At 71.5% G+C, this 17,157-nt stretch carries 13 protein-coding genes and 3 pseudogenes; 7 read left to right on the forward strand and 9 right to left on the reverse strand.

Annotated features, from left to right (window positions below; translation table 11 throughout):
• Positions 1-164 precede the first annotated feature (164 nt).
• Positions 165-695: a DoxX family protein gene (locus tag EAO75_RS01600; RefSeq protein ID WP_147993223.1), complete on the forward strand. Its 531-nt coding sequence runs from the start codon at positions 165-167 to the stop codon at positions 693-695.
• Positions 696-728: 33 nt separating this feature from the next.
• Here the strand turns inward: EAO75_RS01600 and EAO75_RS01605 are convergent, their stop codons facing one another.
• Positions 729-971, reverse strand: a complete 243-nt coding sequence (locus EAO75_RS01605; RefSeq protein WP_147993224.1) for a hypothetical protein — start codon at positions 969-971, stop codon at positions 729-731.
• Positions 958-2,391, reverse strand: coding sequence for a PspC domain-containing protein (locus EAO75_RS01610; RefSeq protein ID WP_147993225.1), 1,434 nt, complete (start codon positions 2,389-2,391; stop codon positions 958-960). Before EAO75_RS01610 ends, EAO75_RS01605 begins: the two co-directional genes overlap by 14 nt.
• A gap of 179 nt (positions 2,392-2,570) precedes the next feature.
• Here EAO75_RS01610 and EAO75_RS01615 point away from each other — a divergent pair, with 179 nt between their 5' ends.
• Together EAO75_RS01615 and EAO75_RS01620 are read left to right on the forward strand one after the other, a co-directional pair.
• The gene (locus tag EAO75_RS01615; RefSeq protein ID WP_147993226.1) at positions 2,571-3,860 is read left to right on the forward strand and encodes an ATP-binding protein; all 1,290 of its coding nucleotides are present in this window, start codon (positions 2,571-2,573) and stop codon (positions 3,858-3,860) included.
• Entirely contained in the window at positions 3,857-4,576 is a 720-nt protein-coding gene (locus EAO75_RS01620) for a LuxR C-terminal-related transcriptional regulator (RefSeq protein WP_147993227.1), read from the forward strand. Before EAO75_RS01615 ends, EAO75_RS01620 begins: the two co-directional genes overlap by 4 nt.
• 45 nt (positions 4,577-4,621) lie before the next feature.
• On the opposite strand, the gene EAO75_RS01625 is transcribed toward EAO75_RS01620, so the two are convergent.
• Both EAO75_RS01625 and EAO75_RS48455 read right to left on the reverse strand, forming a co-directional pair.
• On the reverse strand, positions 4,622-5,674 hold the full coding sequence (locus tag EAO75_RS01625) for a C40 family peptidase (protein ID WP_147993228.1): 1,053 nt from the start codon (positions 5,672-5,674) through the stop codon (positions 4,622-4,624).
• 402 nt (positions 5,675-6,076) lie between these two features.
• Positions 6,077-6,343: pseudogene (locus tag EAO75_RS48455) on the reverse strand (hypothetical protein); the annotation flags it as partial.
• On the opposite strand from EAO75_RS48455, the gene pcrA reads away from it, so the two are divergent.
• A complete protein-coding gene (pcrA, locus tag EAO75_RS01630; protein WP_147993229.1) occupies positions 6,302-8,788 on the forward strand; it encodes a DNA helicase PcrA in 2,487 nt (828 codons plus the stop codon). The pseudogene EAO75_RS48455 and the gene pcrA overlap by 42 nt on opposite strands.
• Before the next feature lie 79 nt (positions 8,789-8,867).
• Here the strand turns inward: pcrA and EAO75_RS01635 are convergent, their stop codons facing one another.
• Positions 8,868-10,403 (reverse strand): M23 family metallopeptidase, encoded by a 1,536-nt coding sequence (locus EAO75_RS01635; RefSeq protein WP_261989108.1) that lies wholly within the window; start codon positions 10,401-10,403, stop codon positions 8,868-8,870.
• Positions 10,404-10,638: 235 nt separating this feature from the next.
• Positions 10,639-11,379, reverse strand: coding sequence for an esterase/lipase family protein (locus tag EAO75_RS01640; protein WP_315986979.1), 741 nt, complete (start codon positions 11,377-11,379; stop codon positions 10,639-10,641).
• Here EAO75_RS01640 and EAO75_RS48460 point away from each other — a divergent pair.
• Positions 11,327-11,434: pseudogene (locus EAO75_RS48460) on the forward strand (lipase); the annotation flags it as partial. The gene EAO75_RS01640 and the pseudogene EAO75_RS48460 sit on opposite strands and share 53 nt — an antisense overlap.
• 41 nt (positions 11,435-11,475) lie before the next feature.
• On the opposite strand, the pseudogene EAO75_RS01650 reads toward EAO75_RS48460, so the two are convergent.
• A pseudogene (locus EAO75_RS01650) lies at positions 11,476-11,646 on the reverse strand (lipase); the annotation flags it as partial.
• A 650-nt stretch (positions 11,647-12,296) separates the two neighbouring features.
• Between EAO75_RS01650 and EAO75_RS01655 the strand changes: the two are divergent.
• The gene (locus EAO75_RS01655) at positions 12,297-12,713 is read left to right on the forward strand and encodes a cobalamin B12-binding domain-containing protein (RefSeq protein WP_147993232.1); all 417 of its coding nucleotides are present in this window, start codon (positions 12,297-12,299) and stop codon (positions 12,711-12,713) included.
• Here EAO75_RS01655 and EAO75_RS01660 read toward each other — a convergent pair.
• A complete protein-coding gene (locus tag EAO75_RS01660) occupies positions 12,710-14,365 on the reverse strand; it encodes a DUF5691 domain-containing protein (protein WP_147993233.1) in 1,656 nt (551 codons plus the stop codon). The two genes, EAO75_RS01655 and EAO75_RS01660, sit on opposite strands and share 4 nt — an antisense overlap.
• A gap of 67 nt (positions 14,366-14,432) precedes the next feature.
• The gene (locus tag EAO75_RS01665; protein WP_147993234.1) at positions 14,433-15,788 is read right to left on the reverse strand and encodes an SWIM zinc finger family protein; all 1,356 of its coding nucleotides are present in this window, start codon (positions 15,786-15,788) and stop codon (positions 14,433-14,435) included.
• A gap of 166 nt (positions 15,789-15,954) precedes the next feature.
• On the opposite strand from EAO75_RS01665, the gene EAO75_RS01670 reads away from it, so the two are divergent.
• Positions 15,955-17,085, forward strand: a complete 1,131-nt coding sequence (locus tag EAO75_RS01670) for an ATP-binding protein (protein ID WP_147993235.1) — start codon at positions 15,955-15,957, stop codon at positions 17,083-17,085.
• Positions 17,086-17,157: the final 72 nt, after the last annotated feature.

Raw genomic sequence — 17,157 nt, forward strand, 5'->3', positions numbered from 1 at the left:
GGTCTGGGGGCGGCAGCCCCCGGTGAGGCCGATGTGGTTGGGGGGGTGTTCACCCGGCAACGCGCGGCGCAGAATACGGGCGGCATGGTTGAGCGGCGCAGAGATTGCGTACGTATCGTCTTTTGAGGGGTCACGGCACGGCGGGCGAGAGGCGGCTACGGGCGATGACTCACGGTATGCACACGGACACGCAGTCCCCTTACCTCAACGGCAACCGGGGTTGGCGGGACACCGCCGCCCATTACGCACTCCTCCCGCTCCGCGTCTTCCTCGGCGTCACCTTTATCTACGCCGGCCTGGACAAACTCACCGACAGCGCCTTCATGAAGGACTCCGGCGCCGGCTCGATCGGCGACATGATGCGGGCCGTGAAGGATTCGGCGGCCATTCCGGCGATGGTCGACATGGCCCTGGACGCCCCGGTGGCTTTCGGTTACGCCATCGCCTTCGGTGAGCTCGCCGTCGGGATCGGCACGCTCATCGGGCTGTTCGCCCGTCTGGCGGCACTCGGTGGGGCGCTGATCTCGCTCAGTCTGTGGCTGACGGTCAGCTGGGCCTCCGATCCCTACTACTACGGCAATGACCTCGCCTATCTGATGGCCTGGCTGCCGCTCGTGCTCGCGGGTGCCCCGATGTTGTCGCTGGATGCCGCCTTGCGGGCGCGGCGACGACAGCGGACGGGTGGGTATCGGTAGCTCCCGTCCGCTCCCGGTGGTCGGGGGAGCCGGTCAGGTGTGTGCGTCCGGCGAGGGCGGTGTGTGGGGCGCACGCGGTGTGCCGCGGCGTCTGCGTATCGCCCGGGTCAGGAGTGCCGTCGCACCTGCCAGGAACAGGCCGCCGATGACCAAGGGGATCACCGCGAACCACGGGGTCTCCCAGGCGTCGCCGGCGTCACCGGCGTAGGCGATCCCCGCGATGGTCAGGAAGGCGCCCGCGACCAGCCTTCCGGGCTGGAACTCATGACGTAGCACGGCTCACCTCCGCCTGTCCGACGCCGACGCTCAGATCGAGGTCCAGCGTGCCCGCACTCTTGGTGCCCGCGGTCGGGGTCAGGGTCAGTTCCTTGTGCTTGCCCGGTGCCACGTCCACGTCCTGTTCGTCCTCGCCCGGCAGCTGGATGTCCCCCACGCCCACGTCGATGCTCACCTTCACCGTCGCGTCCTTGGGGACGATCACCTTCAGCTGACCCACGCCCACATCGGCTCTGGTCGTCACCGTCCGGTCCTTCGAGAGATCCAGCCGGGTCAGGTCCAGGGTGCCCACGCCGGTTCCCAGGTCGTACTGGTTCTGTACGTCGGCCACGGCCGCCGGTTCCCACGTTCGCTCGATCCATTGCGTACTGATGTCCTTGGGCAGCGCTGCCGAGGCGGCCAGCAGGCCCGCGGTGATGATCGCCAGGAAGACGGAGCCCGCTCCCGTGCGGCCCAGGAACGCGCTGATGGCTATGCCCAGGCCTATGACCAGCAGCGCGCAGGCCAGACCCGTCTGGAGGCTGGTGCCGAGTGCGTGGTCCTCCCAGGTGGCGCCCGTGCCGGCGGCGCCCGCGAGGAGGGCCAGCAGGAAGACCCAGCCGCCGATCCAGCGGGCACCACGGGGCTTGGGCTGCCGGGAGCGGCGGGCCCGAATGTCCTGGCGGCTGCTCCAGGTGGCGCCGAGGCCGATGTTGACCGCCGCCGCGATGTCGCGGTCGCGGGAGTCGCGGGGGCCCCAGAGATAGCCCGTGCCGCCCTCGTGCGTGCCGTCCTTGACGATGGGCTCGCGCCACCAGGACGGGTAGGCGGCGGGGACCGGTGGGGCCTGCGCCTCCGGCGGGGCGTCGGCGACGGCCTGGGCGGCGAGGGGGTCCGGGTCGGGGGTGCCGCGGTGACGTGACCAGTAACCGGCGCCGGCCACGAGGACGGAGAGGACGACGGCGAAGGCCAGCACGCCGCCGTTGTTCAGCAGCGTCAGGAAGACGCCGCAGCCGACCAGCGCGAACAGCACGCCCGTGAGCGCCTGGCCGTCGACGCGGCCGGTCAGCAGCTTGCGCACCTCGTTCTCGTCCTCGTCGTCATACGGGACGAAGAGCCAGGCGAAGCCGTAGAAGATGAGGCCTATACCGCCGGTCGCGGAGAGCACGGCGAGGGTGATCCGGAAGATCACCGGGTCCATGTCGCACTGCCGCCCGAGCCCGGCGCACACGCCGGCCAGCATTTTGTGCCGCCGGTCGCGCCGGAACCTGTGCGGCGGGGCGAGTCCGCCCGCTTCCGCGGACGCCTCTGCTTCCGCGTCCGCGTGTGCGCGCGGTTCCTCACCCGCGGCGCTCGCGGGTGCCGGGCCGGACGGGGTGCCCGCGGGGGGCACGCCCTCCGGCTCGGGCACGGAGTCCGCGGCGTGCTGGTGATCAGTCATGTGTCCATGGTGACGGGCGGGTCGGCGTGGCGGGAGTCGGAATGACCCTGGTCGGACCCTGATATCGGCCCTGAGTCGGGTGCGGGGGAAGCGTTCGAGGCGACGGACCCCGAAGATCAGGGGAGTCTAGGGGGTCGACCCTGATGCTCCGGCCGTCCGGGCGTGTGAACATCGATGGCATGCCGGAAGCCGCAACAGCGCCACTCGCCGAACCGCGGCCGCCGCGCAAGCTCTACCGCAGCAGTGACGGACGCTGGCTCGGGGGCGTGGCGCGGGGGCTCGCCGGGCATCTCGGCCTGCCGGTCATCTGGGTGCGGCTCGTCTTCGTCGGCCTGTTCATGGCGGACGGCCTCGGTGCGCTGCTGTATGCCGCGTTCTGGTTCTTCGTGCCGCTCGGCGTCGGCGGGGTCGACGCGCAGCGGCCGTCCCCCTTCGCCACCGAGACCGCGGCCGACGGCCGCCGCAGACTCGTCACCCGCAAGCCGGACAAGGGCCAGATCGTCGCGCTGCTCCTGATGGTCGCCGTGGCGATGGTCTTCGTCGGCAGCGTGGACCTGGGCAACGGCGCCAAGGCCTACCTCCTGCCCGCCGTCCTCGTCGGCGCGGGCGTCGSCCTCGTCTGGCGCCAGGCGGACAATGCACGCCGGGCCCGCTGGATGGAGGTCGGGCGGCGCCGGCGCACCCTTACTCTGCTGCGTGCCGCGGGCGGTGTCGTCCTCGTCACGACCGGCGTCTCCGGAATCTTCGTCCTGCAGGGCTCGGCCGCCCACCTCGGCTCCGTCCTCCAGGCGGCCCTGGCGGTCCTCGTCGGGATAACGCTGCTCGCGGGGCCGTACCTGGTCCGGATGACCCAGGACCTCTCCGAGGAACGCCTGATGCGCATCCGCGCCCAGGAGCGCGCCGAGGTCGCGGCTCACGTCCACGACTCGGTGCTGCACACCCTCACCCTGATCCAGCGCAACGCGGAGAACGCGAACGAGGTGCGCCGCCTCGCCCGCGCCCAGGAGCGCGACCTGCGCACCTGGCTGTACAAACCCGAGGGCACCGGCAAGGACGAGGCCGACGAACCCGCCAACCTCGCCGACGCGGTGCGGCGCAATGCCGCCGAGGTGGAGGACAAGCACGGCGTCCCCATCGAGGTCGTGGTCGTCGGCGACTGCCCGCTCGACGAGAGGATCGCCGCACAGATGCAAGCCGCGCGCGAGGCGATGGTGAACGCCGCCAAGTACGGTGGCGAGGGCGGCGCCGTGCAGGTCTACGCCGAGGTGGAGGGAAAGACCGTCTTCGTGTCCGTCCGGGACCGCGGTCCGGGCTTCGACCTCGACTCGATACCCGCCGACCGCATGGGCGTCAGAGAATCGATCATCGGCCGCATGGAGCGCAACGGCGGAACGGCCCGGCTGCGGGCGGTGCCCGACGGCGGCACGGAGGTCGAGCTGGAGATGGAGAGGGCGGAGAAGACGTCATGAGCGACCCGACCGAGGCGAGCGAGCCCGTGGAGTCGACCGGCGGGAGCGCTGCCGAGCGGCACGCGCGCGTGGTCCTCGTCGACGACCACCGCATGTTCCGTACGGGAGTCCAGGCCGAGATCGGCCGGACCGAACAGACCGGAGTCGAGGTCGTCGGCGAGGCCGCGGACGTCGACCAGGCGGTCACGGTCATCACCGCGACCCGGCCCGAGGTCGTCCTCCTCGACGTGCACCTGCCGGGTGGCGGCGGGGTCGAAGTCCTGCGTCGCTGCGCCCCGTTGATGGCGGACAGCGAACAGCCCGTCCGCTTCCTGGCGCTGTCCGTCTCGGACGCCGCGGAGGATGTCATCGGGGTGATCCGCGGCGGGGCGCGCGGATACGTGACGAAGACGATCACCGGCACGGACCTGGTCGACTCCATCTTCCGGGTGCAGGACGGCGACGCGGTGTTCTCGCCGCGCCTCGCCGGGTTCGTCCTGGACGCGTTCGCGTCGACGGACGCGCCGCCGGTCGACGAGGACCTCGACCGCCTCACCCAGCGCGAGCGGGAGGTGCTGCGGCTGATCGCGCGGGGGTACGCGTACAAGGAGATCGCCAAGCAGCTGTTCATCTCCGTCAAGACGGTCGAGTCCCATGTCTCGGCGGTGCTGAGGAAGCTCCAGCTGTCCAACCGGCACGAGCTGACGCGGTGGGCCACGGCACGGCGTCTGGTGTGACACCGGGGCCGGGGCTTCGGCTGGTTCGCCGTGGCCCGGGCTCGGTCAGGACACCCTCGTGGCTCCCGCGAACGGCATCTCGTCCAACGGCGCCACCCGAACGGGCGCGGACGGGTTGGGGGCGTGGATCATCTGGCCGTTGCCGATGTACAGGCCCACATGGCTGATGCCGGAGTAGAAGAACACCAGGTCGCCCGGGAGCAGTTCGGAGCGGGAGACGCGGCGGCCCGCGTCGATCTGGGCGTAGGTCGTGCGGGGCAGTGAGAGGCCGGCCGAGCGGTAGGCGGCCTGGGTGAGGCCGGAGCAGTCGAAGGCGTTGGGGCCGGTCGCGCCCCAGACGTAGGGGCTGCCGAGCTTGGCGTAGGCGTAGGAGACGGCGGCCGCCGCGCGGGAGTTGGGGGCCTGGGAGGTGGCGGAGCCGGGGGCGGTCAGGGCTTCGCGGGCGCCGGTCGAAGAGCGGGTGGCGCGATCGTCGAGGCGGGCCTGCTCCTCGGCGGTCAGCCGGCCCAGCAGGGTGCGGGCCGTGTCCAGCTTGCCGGTGATCGTCTTCTTGTGCTGCTTCAGTTCCGCCTGGCGGGACTTCAGTGAGGCCAGTTCGATGCGGGCGGCGCCGCGCAGCTGCTCGATCTCGCGCAGCTGTCCGCGGACGCTCGCGACGGACGCGGCCTGCCGGTTGCCGGCGCGCTCGGCGAACTCCGCGCCGTCCAGGTAGCGGTCGGGGTCTGCGGAGAGGGCGAGCTGGAGGGCCGGGTCGAGGCCGCCGTCGCGGTACTGCGCCGCGGCCATCGAACCGAGCGCTTCCCGCGCCGAGTTGAGCTTCTCCGTCTTGCGGGCGGCCTCGTCCTGAAGCGTCCTGATCCGCTGCTCGGCCGCGTCCGCCTTCTCCTTCGCGCCGTTGTACTTCTCGGTGGCGGCCTCCGCCTCCTGGTACAGCCTGTCCACCTTCGCCTTCACCTGCGCCGGTGTCAGCTGCGGCTCCGCGTGCCCGGTCCCGTCGAATCCGGTCGCCGTCGCCGCGCCCGCCAGCGCGATCGTCCATGCCGTGCGGGCCGTGTTGCCGCCGGCCGAGCGCTGACGGGGCTTTCGGTGCGCTGCCACGTGGACTGCACGTCCTTTCGTACGGCCGCCTCGTCCCGTACGTCCGTCAGGGCGGCGCCGGGCGTACTGCGCCCCGGAGGACGGCGGCTGTACGAGCGCCTGGGGGGAGCGACGTACAACCGCCCGGGGCGGGTTACGCGTCCGGCGGCGGCCTGCACAGGGGGAGCGGGCCGCCGCCGGACTTTCTCGGCGGTGGTGTCCGACTGCCGCCCCTGGCCCGGGCGGCGGTGGGGAGCCGGTCACCTGGTGGAGGACGCTAAACCTCGCTGTGTCGCGTCGGTGACGCGTTGTGCGGAAGTGCTGGGTGCTGGCCGCGGGTGACCGTAAGTGAGCGTGATCCCGGGACGGGGACGTCGAGTTCACGCTGTGTGCTGACCGAAGTGGCGGTTCGGGGGGTGCGTGGGGGGTGTCGGAGTGGACGACGGCGGCACGCTGGTTCTCGTTCAGCCCCTCCAGCAGCGCCGCGGCGTCGATGGCGGGGCGCGGGGCGCCGTCGCGGTAGTAGCCGTCCCGGTCCGGTGGCACGTCGAACTTCCCACCGAACAGATCGTCCGGAACCGGCTCCGGAGTGTGATCGTCCTCGGGCGGCGGCGGGTTGTCAGTGGCGCGGCCTAGACTCGGAGAGCGATGAGCAGCCTCTTTGACGACAGCTTCCTGGCGGACCTCCAGGCCCCACGGGCCCGCGAGGAAGAACACCCGCCGCCGCCCGAGGACGATCACACTCCGGAGCCGGTTCCGGACGATCTGTTCGGTGGGAAGTTCGACGTGCCACCGGACCGGGACGGCTACTACCGCGACGGCGCCCCGCGCCCCGCCATCGACGCCGCGGCGCTGCTGGAGGGGCTGAACGAGAACCAGCGTGCCGCCGTCGTCCACTCCGACACCCCGCTGCTCATCGTGGCCGGGGCCGGGTCCGGCAAGACCCGTGTGCTCACCCATCGCATCGCCCACCTGCTCGCCGAGCGGAGCGTGCATCCGGGGCAGATCCTCGCGATCACCTTCACCAACAAGGCCGCGGGCGAGATGAAGGAGCGCGTCGAGCAGCTCGTCGGCCCGCGCGCGAACGCGATGTGGGTGATGACCTTCCACAGCGCGTGTGTGCGCATCCTGCGCAGGGAGAGCAAGAAGCTCGGGTTCACATCGTCCTTCTCGATCTACGACGCCGCCGACAGCAAGCGGCTGATGGCGCTCGTGTGCCGTGATCTGGATCTCGACCCCAAGCGGTTTCCGCCCAAGTCCTTCAGCGCCAAGATCAGCAATCTGAAGAACGAGCTGATCGACGAGGAGGACTTCGCCTCCCAGGCGACGGACGGCTTCGAGAAGACCCTCGCGCAGGCGTACGTCCTGTACCAGTCGCGGTTGCGGGAGGCGAACGCCCTCGACTTCGACGACCTGATCATGACGACGGTCAACCTGCTGCGCGCCTTCCCGGACGTCGCCGAGCACTACCACCGTCGCTTCCGGCATGTGCTGGTGGATGAGTACCAGGACACCAACCACGCGCAGTACGCTCTCGTGCGCGAGCTCGTCGGTACGCGCGAGCACCCCGTCGACGTGCCGCCGAACGAGTACGACGTCCCGCCGGCCGAGCTGTGCGTGGTGGGTGACGCCGACCAGTCGATCTACGCCTTCCGCGGCGCCACCATCCGCAACATCCTCCAGTTCGAGGAGGACTACCCGGACGCGACGACGATCCTGCTGGAGCAGAACTACCGCTCCAGCCAGACGATCCTGAGCGCCGCCAACGCGGTCATCGAGCGTAACGAGTCCCGCCGCCCCAAGAACCTGTGGACCAACGCGGGCGCAGGCGCGCGCATCACCGGCTATGTCGCGGACACCGAGCACGACGAGGCACAGTTCGTCGCCGAGGAGATAGACCGACTGACGGACGCGGGCGACGCGAAGGCCGGCGACGTCGCCGTCTTCTACCGTACGAACGCCCAGTCCCGTGTCTTCGAAGAGATCTTCATCCGCGTCGGCCTGCCCTACAAGGTCGTCGGCGGGGTCCGATTCTACGAGCGCAAGGAGGTCCGGGACGTCCTGGCCTACCTGCGCGTGCTGGCCAACCCCGAGGACTCCGTGCCGCTGCGGCGGATCCTGAACGTGCCCAAGCGCGGCATCGGCGATCGCGCCGAGGCGATGATCGACGCCCTGTCGCAGCGCGAGAAGATCAGCTTCCCGCAGGCACTGCGGCGGGTCGACGAGGCGTACGGCATGGCCGCGCGGTCGACGAACGCCGTCAAGCGGTTCAACACGCTGATGGAGGAGCTCCGTACCATCGTCGAGTCCGGCGCGGGACCGGCGACCGTCCTGGAGGCGGTCCTCGAACGGACCGGGTACCTGGCCGAGTTGCAGGCCTCCACCGACCCTCAGGACGAGACCCGGATCGAGAACCTCCAGGAACTCGCCGCCGTCGCCCTGGAGTTCGAGCAGGAGTCGGGCGAGGGCGAGGCCACCGGTGGGCTCGCGGACTTCCTGGAGCGGGTCGCGCTCGTCGCCGACTCCGACCAGATCCCGGACGAGGAGGAGGACGGCTCCGGCGTCATCACCCTGATGACCCTCCACACCGCCAAGGGCCTGGAGTTCCCGGTCGTCTTCCTCACCGGCATGGAGGACGGCGTCTTCCCGCACATGCGCGCCCTCGGCCAGAACAAGGAGCTGGAGGAGGAGCGGCGGCTCGCGTACGTCGGCATCACGCGCGCGCGTGAACGGCTGTATCTGACGCGCTCGTCGATGCGCAGCGCCTGGGGGCAGCCTTCGTACAACCCGCCGTCCCGCTTCCTGGAGGAGATCCCGGCTCAGCACGTCGACTGGAAGCGCACGGGGGCGACCGCGCCCGTCTCCTCCGGTCCGGCGTCCGGCGTCGCCGCCTCGCTGTCCTCGTCCCGCTCGCGCTCCTCGGCCTCGGGTGCGTCCGGCTTCGCCACGCGCCGCACCGGCGACAAGCCGGTCGTCCAGCTGGCCGTCGGTGACCGCGTCACGCACGACCAGTTCGGGCTCGGCACGGTGATGGCGGTGAAGGGCACGGGCGCGAACGCCGAGGCGACGGTCGACTTCGGCGACACCAAGCCGAAGCGGCTGCTGCTGCGGTATGCGCCCGTGGAGAAGCTGTAGCACTCACGCGCATGCGCCCCCGTCGAGGACGGGGGCGCATGGGTGAAGTCGTCAGTACCGGCAAGTCGTCAGGCGTTGCTCACGTGGGGTCGAGCCCGTGGCTGCGCAGCCAGGACAGCGGGTCTATCGCCGAGCCGCCACCCGGTCGCACCTCGAAGTGCAGGTGCGGGCCCGTCGAGTTGCCGGAGTTGCCGGAGTACGCGATGGGGTCGCCGGCCTTGACCGTCGTACCGGAGGCGACGCGGTAGCTGGAGAGGTGGCAGTACCACGTCTCCGTGCCGTCCATCGCGGTCACGATCATCATGTTGCCGTAGGCGCTGTTCCACTGCGTGCGGACGGTGCCGTCGGTCGCGGCCATCACCGTCGTGCCGTACGAGACGGGGAAGTCGATGCCGGTGTGCACGGACATCCAGTTGATTCCGGACTGGCCGAAGTAGGCGCTGAGGCCGTGGTTCGAGACCGGAATCGCGAACTTCGGGCGCAGCCGCTCCTTGCGGGCCGCCTCCTCGGCGGCCTTGCGCTTCTCGGCCGCCTGCTGGGCCTTGAGGTCGATGCGCTCCTGCGTCCGGCTCGCCCGGTCCGCGAAGTCGTCCGCGCCGGCGGAAAGGCTCTCCAGCTGGCTGTCCAGCTTGTTGTTCGCCGCGGACGGCTTCACGGCCTCGCCTTCCGAGGCCAGCGTGGACGCGTCCTTGTCGTCGGTCAGCGTGCCGACGGAGGCGGCGGCGATACCCGCGACGCCCATCACACACGCCGACGGCACAGCGACCGTCAGCAGCGCGGAGCGCTTGGGAGGCGTACGGCGGCGGGACCGCGCCCCGCTGCGGGAGCCGGCGCGGGGGGAGGGGGCCGGAGTGGTCTCCTCCTGGTCGTCGAGGAGCGGGGCCGCGGCGGGGAGTTCGCCGGTGGAGGTCAACTCGCCTTCGTGCTGGGCCGGGTCGTCGTACGAGGTGTGGTCGTACGGCGTGTGCTCGTCGTAGGCCGGGTGCTCGGCATAGGCCGTGGCGTCGTCGTACGACGCAGGGGCGCCGTGCTCGATCTGGTCGAAGTGCGCAGTCGCCTGCTGGTCGAAGGATTCTGCTGGCTGCTCGTAGCCGTCGGGCGCCTGCGCCGGACTGCCGTCGGAGTTCCACTGGGTGGCGTCGTACGCCCCGGTGTCGAAGGCCGTCGTGCCCCATTCCCAGTGCTGGGTCTGGTCGGCAGGGGTCCCGGACTGCTCGGGCTGGAGCCAGGCGTTCGCGTCCCACTGGCCGGAGACGTCATGGCCGTTGGCCTGCTGCGGGACGAAGGCGAGTCGCTCGTGGTCGGTCGTCCAGGCCCCGGTCTCGTACGCCCCGGTGTCGTAGGCGGCGTGGTGCTGGGCCGCGTATGCGTCGTAGTGCGCGCTCTGGTGGCTGCCCGTGGACCACTGGGTGGCGTCGTACGCGCCCGTGCCGTCGCCGGGGAGGCTGCCGAAGAGGGGGTCCGCGTCGAAGGTCGGGGCGCAGTGACCGGCGGTGGCAAATCCGTTGGCGTCGTAGGTGCCGTACGTGGTGGAGTCACCGTAGTGGGCTTCCTGGGCGCCGTACGACGCGTAGTGCGCCGAGGCGGCATCGGGAGCCGAAGCCGGAGACGTCATGGTCCCCGACGGGTGACGATCGTTCACCAACTTCTCTCTCGCCTCGACAACAGGGGCTGCCAGAGCAGTGCGGCGACTGTACCCGGCAGTACGCGGGCACGACAATCTTCCGCAGGTTTCGCGCGCGCAGGAAACGGGCATTCGGCCGTGTTTTGGCGGACTACGGGCGCGATGTTGGCCTTGTGTTCGAGGGTTGTTCGATGTCGGACGACCGCCCTGGGGCGCCGGGGCGCGGTTAGGCCACTGTCATGCCGTCGGACTGGGGGACGGCTGCGGCTCCCGGACGTGTGGCGTCGAGGGCCTGCCGTATCCCGGTCGCCACGGCGGGGTGCACCGGAAGGGCGAGGTGGCCGACGCCGCTCACGCGGACGTTCTGCGCCAGCAGATCCGGGTGGTCGATGCAGGCCGTCTCCAACGGGTCCATCAGGTGGTCGAGGTCGCTCCAGAAGCTCACGAAGTGCGTACGGCAGCCCGGTGCGGGGCGGGCCAACTCCTCCAGGATGGGCGAGCCGGGGCGCATCTGGCGCACGATGGGGTGCGCGTTCGCCAGCGGGACGACACGGGTGCCGGAGTGCGGGGTGCCGAGCGTGACGAGGGTGCGGACCCTCAGGTCGCCGCCGAGGCGCTGCACGTAATAACGCGCTATCAGCCCGCCGAGGCTGTGTCCGACGACGTCGACCTGCTTGCTGCCGGTGCGCTCGCAGATCCCCTCTATGTGCCGGCCGAGCAGTTCGGCCGCGGTGCGGATGTCACAGGTCAGCGGGGAGTAGTTGAGCGACTCGACCTGGTGCCTGCCGTGCTGGGCGAGGTTGCGGCGCAGCAGGACGAAGACCGAGCGGTTGTCTATGAAGCCGTGCAGCAGGACGACGGGGGGTTTGGTCTGCGTCGGCAGCTTGGCGGTTTCGGGGGAGGGGAGCATGGGGGTGCTGCGCCGCAACCTCGCCCAGCACGGCAGGCACCAGGTCGAGTCGCTCAACTACTCCCCGCTGACCTGTGACATCCGCACCGCGTTATCGCCAGCATCCCGCAACCGGCAGTTTCGCGGTGCAGACCGAGGGGGAAATCACACGGTGGTGCGGCGCTCCTGTGTGATGCCGGAGGGGTAGAGGAGAAGGTGCCCGGCGAGGATCGCGATCTCCAGGGCGGTCGCCTTCAGCAGGGCCATGGAGAGGCCGGCGAGGCTGCTCGGGAGCAGACGCCGGTAAAGCGGGAGAAAGGGGAGTGCTGCCCCGGTGACCTTCATGGCCGACCTCCTTGCGGCACGCAGGAGGACGGCTCCGGCCCCCGTGTGCCCTCGTGGGAAGTCGCGGCCGAGGGGGCCGGCGGGGTATGACGAGGGCGCGTGGGGCAAGCGAGGCGCGCGGTGCGCGAGCCGGCCCTGGTGGCCGTGGTGCGCCGATGACCGTACGGGGCTCCCTGTCGGTGTGGCGACGAGGCTTCCCCGCTGTCGTGCCTTACCTGCCCTACGTGCCCTTCGTACCACCGTCGGCGCGCCGCACCGTCGCGTCGCGCGGCCTGCGGCGCGGTGGTGCGGCGACCTCGTTGCGGCTCCCGATGCGCTTGGTCCCGCTGCGACGCGTGTACCGCAGGCTGCTGCGGCCCGTGTGCCGCAAAGATGTGGAACGGTGCGCGGCGAACGTGTCCCACCGTGTGATTTCCCCCTCGGTCTGCACCGCGAAACTGCCGGTTGCGGGATGCTGGCGATAACGTTCGTTCACTTCTCCGGGCGACGTGGCCCGGGGCGTCCGTGCCGTGAGGGCGCGTCCGGTGCGGTGAGCGGCGGAAATGTGCGATACGCGCACCATGTATGACATGTGCGGTGAGTGCGGCATAACTCATACATGAGTAGTGCTTGTCGGTACGGATGGATGTAGTCGCTTCATGGAGGCAGTGATGGGTGTGGCAGCCGGTCCGATCCGCGTGGTGGTGGCCAAGCCGGGACTCGACGGCCACGATCGCGGGGCCAAGGTGATCGCGCGGGCGCTGCGCGACGCCGGTATGGAGGTCATCTACACCGGGCTCCACCAGACCCCCGAGCAGATCGTCGGCACCGCGATCCAGGAGGACGCCGACGCGATCGGTCTGTCCATCCTCTCCGGGGCCCACAACACCCTCTTCGCCGCCGTGATCGAACTGCTCAAGGAGCGCGAGGCGGAGGACATCCTCGTCTTCGGCGGCGGGATCATTCCCGAGGCGGACATTCCCCCGCTGAAGGAGAAGGGTGTCGCGGAGATCTTCACGCCGGGCGCGACCACGCAGTCGATCGTGGACTGGGTACGGGCGAACGTCCGGCAGCCGGCCGGGGCCTAGACCGTCGTGCTCTGCGGGTGAGCTGGGGTGACGGTCGGCTCCAGCTCCTCGATCATCGCCGCCCGCAGGCGCAACGTCGTCACCAGCCGCTGGAACGCCTCCGCCCAGTACCCCCCGGCCCCCGGTGACGCGTCCTCCGGTTCGTCCGGTACCGCCAGCAGGCCGTCCAGGCGGTTTCCCTCGGCCGGGTCGAGACAGCGCTCGGCCAGGCCCATCACTCCGCTGAAACTCCATGGATAACTCCCCGCGTCCCGCGCGATGTTGAGCGCGTCGACCACCGCCCGCCCGAGCGGCGCGGCCCAGGGCACGGCGCACACCCCGAGCAGCTGAAACGCCTCCGACAGACCGTGCGTCGCGATGAACCCCGCGACCCACTCGGCCCGCTCGGCCGAGCCCAGCGTGCCCAGCAGCTTCGCCCGCTCGGCCAGTGACACCGCCCCCGGACCGCCGGCCTCCGGGGCCGAGGGCGAGCCGAGCAGCGCCCTCGCCCACTCGGCGTCCCGCTGCCGCACGGCCGCCCGGCACCATGCCGCGTGCAGCTCGGCCTGCCAGTCGTCCGTCACCGGGAGCGCCACGATCTCCCCGGGCGCACGCCCGCCGAGCCGACCCGCCCAGGCGCCGAGCGGTGCCGCCTCCACCAACTGGCCGAACCACCACGACCGTTCACCCCGCCCCGCCGGAGACTTGGCCACCACGCCGTCGCGCTCCATGCCCGGGTCGCACTCGTGCGGTGCCTCGACGCTGATCGTCGGCTCGTCACCCGTGTGATCCAGCGCCACGCAGGACCCGGCGCGCACCGCCATCCGCGCCGCGAGCGCCGAACCAGGCAGCGCCGACAGCAACTCCGCCGCCGTCGCGCGGACATTGCGGCTGCGGTCGGCCAGCGCCTGCTCCAGGAACGGCTCGTCCTGCGGGCCGAGCCCCATGCGCAGCGAGTCGAGGAACATAAGCCGGTCCTCGGCCCGCTCCGTTGCCCATGTCGTGGTCAGCAGCTCGCGCGCGGCGACGGGCTCACGGGCGCGTATCGCGGAGAGCAGGGCGACCCGCTCCGCGAACAGGCCCTCCCGCCACAGCTGTTGGACCTTGGCCGAGTCCTCGAGATGCGGCAGAGCCGCGCCCCCGCCCGGTGTCGCGCGCAGGGCGAATCGCCAGTCCGGGTTCAGCCGGGCGAGCCACACCGCGCGCGGGCCCGCGAACGTCAGCGCCGCCGGCCGCAGATCCGTACGCCCCCGTGCCGCGTCCAGCAGTGCGGGCAGCACCTCGGGAGACGGCGCGAGACGCCGGTCGTTGGCACGCGCGAGCCACTCGGGCAGCAGCTCCACGAGGTCCGGCGCCGTGCCTCTGCGGCCGCCACCGCCGACGCCGGGACGGTCGGCCAACAGCATCGCCAGCCTGCGGGCTGCCGGAGCGGGCAGCGTCGCTCGGGCGTCCTCGGGGGCGGGCTGAGGAGGCTCGGCCGCCCGCGCCGGTCGCAGCCCGGCCCGCCGCCACACGGTCTCCACGGCCGCGGCGTCCAGCAGTGCCACCGGCGCCTCCCGGCCCGGCGCGCAGCCCGGAGGTGTACGCCGGTCCGTCCCGAGCAGTGCCGCGGTGACGAGTTCCTCCCAGGCGCTCGGCGCGGGCGAATCCACGGGAACGGAGGGACTGTTCATGAGGTTCGTTCCTCTCTGCCTCGGTGTGCTGGGTGCCGTGGAGGGGTCGGGGGAAAGGGCGCGTCGCTCAGCACAGCTGCACGGGCTCGCCCGCCCCCTGCGGCCAGGCCGTGAGCGGGGTGAAGCCGCGGTGGCCGCACTCGCCGAACACCTTCACCGGCACACCTCCCGACAGCGCGACCAGGCGCCACAGGCCCGGACGGGCACGGGCGGCCGGGGTGAGCGGCAGTGCCGTGTCCGCGTCGGCGTCCGCCAGCTGCCACGAGTCGCCGTCCTGGGTCGGTATGACCCGGTCCAGGGTCACCGGGACGGAGTCCAGCCACGGATCGTCGCGGAGCGCCTCGCCGTAGCGGACGGTGGCCTCGGCCGGCGTCAGGCCCGGCGGTCGTATCGACGCGGGTGCCGGTGGCGCGAACTGCTCGCCGAGCGACGCCCGCAGTTGGCCGGCCCCGGGGTACGCCGCCAGCTCCGCCTCCAGGGCCAGCCCCACCGGCAGCGTCAGCTCCGGGGCGCGGCCGGCCGCGCCATAGGAGAGGAGCAGCGCGGTACGGCCCGAGTCGGCGCCGTGCAGCCAGATCCGGCGCGTCGTGAGTTTCACGTCGGCCGTGTCGTACTGGGCGAGGACCAGCCAGCGATCCCGTAGCGGCGGGCCGTCCGCCGATGCGGGCAGGCCGATGCGGGAGCGGACCGTGTCCGCCAGGCCGTCGGGCAGCCGCTCGCGGCGCAGCCAGCCCTGGTCGAGGAGATGGAGCAGGGCGCACTCCTCCAGCAGACGCACCGGCCAGCCCGGCCCGGATGCCGGGATCGCCCCCAACTCCCGCACCCGGGAGGCCAGTCCGGGAGCCTGGGCGTCGACCATGCGGGCCGCCGTCTCCTCCCACAGCCCGTACCCCGCCTGCTCCGCGCCGGCGAGACCACCGCGCAGCAGGTCCGTCAGGCGCTGCTCCAGCTCCGTCGCCCCCGCCGTGACCCGCACGGCCCGGCGCTCCGCCCTGCGTCGAGCCGCCTCCGGATCAGCGGACGCCGACTCGGAACCGGACGGGCCCGCCGTCCGCTTCTCCTCGGCGCGCTGCCTTCTCCCCTTTATCCACTGCTCCGCCCAGTCCGGCGGCTGCCCCGGCGGCACCGCGCCGTCCCCGCCCGCCCAGAGCAGCAGCAGCCCGAGCGCGTGCTTGCACGGGAACTTCCTGCTCGGGCAACTGCACTTGTACGCGGGCCCGGACGCGTCCGCGATGTCGATGACCGTCTGATACGGCTTGCTGCCACTGCCCTTGCACAGCCCCCACACCGTCCCCTCGTCGGCACTCCCCGCCTCGGACCACGGCCCCGCCGCGCCGAGTTTGCTTCCCGCTTTGCGTGACGCGGCGTCAGGCGCCAGCGCCAGCACCTGGTCCGCGGTCCAGCGCACCCCCTGCTGAGTCATGTCATCGAAGGTAGATCCCGCCACTGACAATCGGCCCGGGCAGCGGGCCGGCGGAAAGCGGCGTGAGCGCGTTTGCGCAGGTCGGAACGCATTGTCAGTGGCGTGGTGCAACGTGGGTGCCAGATCCGAAACGGCTGAACCGGCCGAGCTGGAGGGGGACTTTGCCATGCCTGTGTCCGTAGAACCGACATCCGTCGAGGCGGGGGAGACCGAACCGACCGAGGCGTTGCGACCGCATGCCGAGGATGCCTTCGCCCATGAGCTCGCCGCGCTGGCCGCGCAGGACGACCGTCCACGGCCGGCACGCTGGAAGCTGTCGCCGTGGGCCGTGTCCACATATCTGCTGGGCGGCACGCTTGCGGACGGCACGGTGATCACACCCAAGTACGTAGGCCCGCGCCGCCTCGTCGAGGTCGCCGTCACCACGCTCGCCACGGACCGCGCCCTGCTTCTGCTGGGTGTGCCCGGCACCGCGAAGACGTGGGTTTCCGAGCACCTGGCCGCGGCGGTCAGCGGTGACTCGACGCTGCTGGTGCAGGGCACCGCGGGCACTCCGGAGGAGGCGATCCGGTACGGCTGGAACTACGCGCAGCTGCTCGCGCACGGGCCGAGCGGCGACGCCCTGGTGCCGAGCCCCGTCATGCGGGCCATGGCGGAGGGGATGACCGCCCGCGTCGAGGAGCTGACCCGTATTCCGGCGGACGTGCAGGACACGCTGATCACGATCCTGTCGGAGAAGACGCTGCCGATACCGGAGCTGGGGCAGGAGGTGCAGGCGGTCGGCGGCTTCAACCTCATCGCCACGGCCAACGACCGCGACCGTGGGGTGAACGACCTCTCCAGCGCTCTGCGCCGACGCTTCAACACGGTCGTGCTGCCGTTGCCGGCGAGCGTCGAGGCCGAGGTGGACATCGTCTCCCGCCGCGTCGACCAGATCGGCCGCTCCCTCGACCTGCCGGCCGTGCCCGACGGCATCGACGAGATCCACCGTGTCGTCACCGTCTTCCGCGAGCTGCGCGACGGGGTCACGTCCGACGGCCGCACCAAGCTGAAGTCGCCGAGCGGCACGCTGTCGACGGCCGAGGCGATCTCCGTCGTCACCAACGGCCTCGCCCTGGCCGCCCACTTCGGCGACGGGGTGCTGCGCCCCGGTGATGTCGCCGCGGGCATCCTCGGCGCCGTCGTCCGCGACCCCGCGGCCGACCGCGTCATCTGGCAGGAGTACCTGGAGGCGGTCGTGCGCGAGCGGGACGGCTGGACGGACTTCTACCGGGCGTGCCGAGAGGTGAGCGTGTGAACGAGGACGACCTCGGTTGGGGGCGCCCGCGCGGGGGTTCGTCGGGGAGCCGATCCGTGGGGGTGGCAGGTC

This window comes from Streptomyces sp. UW30, from assembly GCF_008042075.1.
In the GTDB taxonomy this organism is placed as follows: domain Bacteria; phylum Actinomycetota; class Actinomycetes; order Streptomycetales; family Streptomycetaceae; genus Streptomyces.

What these genes read in the sequence shown, in the direction of transcription:
- EAO75_RS01600 (WP_147993223.1), top strand. Translation starts at nt 165, where the DNA reads ATGACTCACGGTATGCACACGGACACGCAGTCCCCTTACCTCAACGGC.
- EAO75_RS01610 (WP_147993225.1), bottom strand. Translation starts at nt 2,391, where the DNA reads ATGACTGATCACCAGCACGCCGCGGACTCCGTGCCCGAGCCGGAGGGC.
- EAO75_RS01620 (WP_147993227.1), top strand. Translation starts at nt 3,857, where the DNA reads ATGAGCGACCCGACCGAGGCGAGCGAGCCCGTGGAGTCGACCGGCGGG.
- pcrA (WP_147993229.1), top strand. Translation starts at nt 6,302, where the DNA reads ATGAGCAGCCTCTTTGACGACAGCTTCCTGGCGGACCTCCAGGCCCCA.
- EAO75_RS01635 (WP_261989108.1), bottom strand. Translation starts at nt 10,403, where the DNA reads ATGACGTCTCCGGCTTCGGCTCCCGATGCCGCCTCGGCGCACTACGCG.
- EAO75_RS01655 (WP_147993232.1), top strand. Translation starts at nt 12,297, where the DNA reads ATGGGTGTGGCAGCCGGTCCGATCCGCGTGGTGGTGGCCAAGCCGGGA.
- EAO75_RS01660 (WP_147993233.1), bottom strand. Translation starts at nt 14,365, where the DNA reads ATGAACAGTCCCTCCGTTCCCGTGGATTCGCCCGCGCCGAGCGCCTGG.
- EAO75_RS01665 (WP_147993234.1), bottom strand. Translation starts at nt 15,788, where the DNA reads ATGACTCAGCAGGGGGTGCGCTGGACCGCGGACCAGGTGCTGGCGCTG.
- EAO75_RS01670 (WP_147993235.1), top strand. Translation starts at nt 15,955, where the DNA reads ATGCCTGTGTCCGTAGAACCGACATCCGTCGAGGCGGGGGAGACCGAA.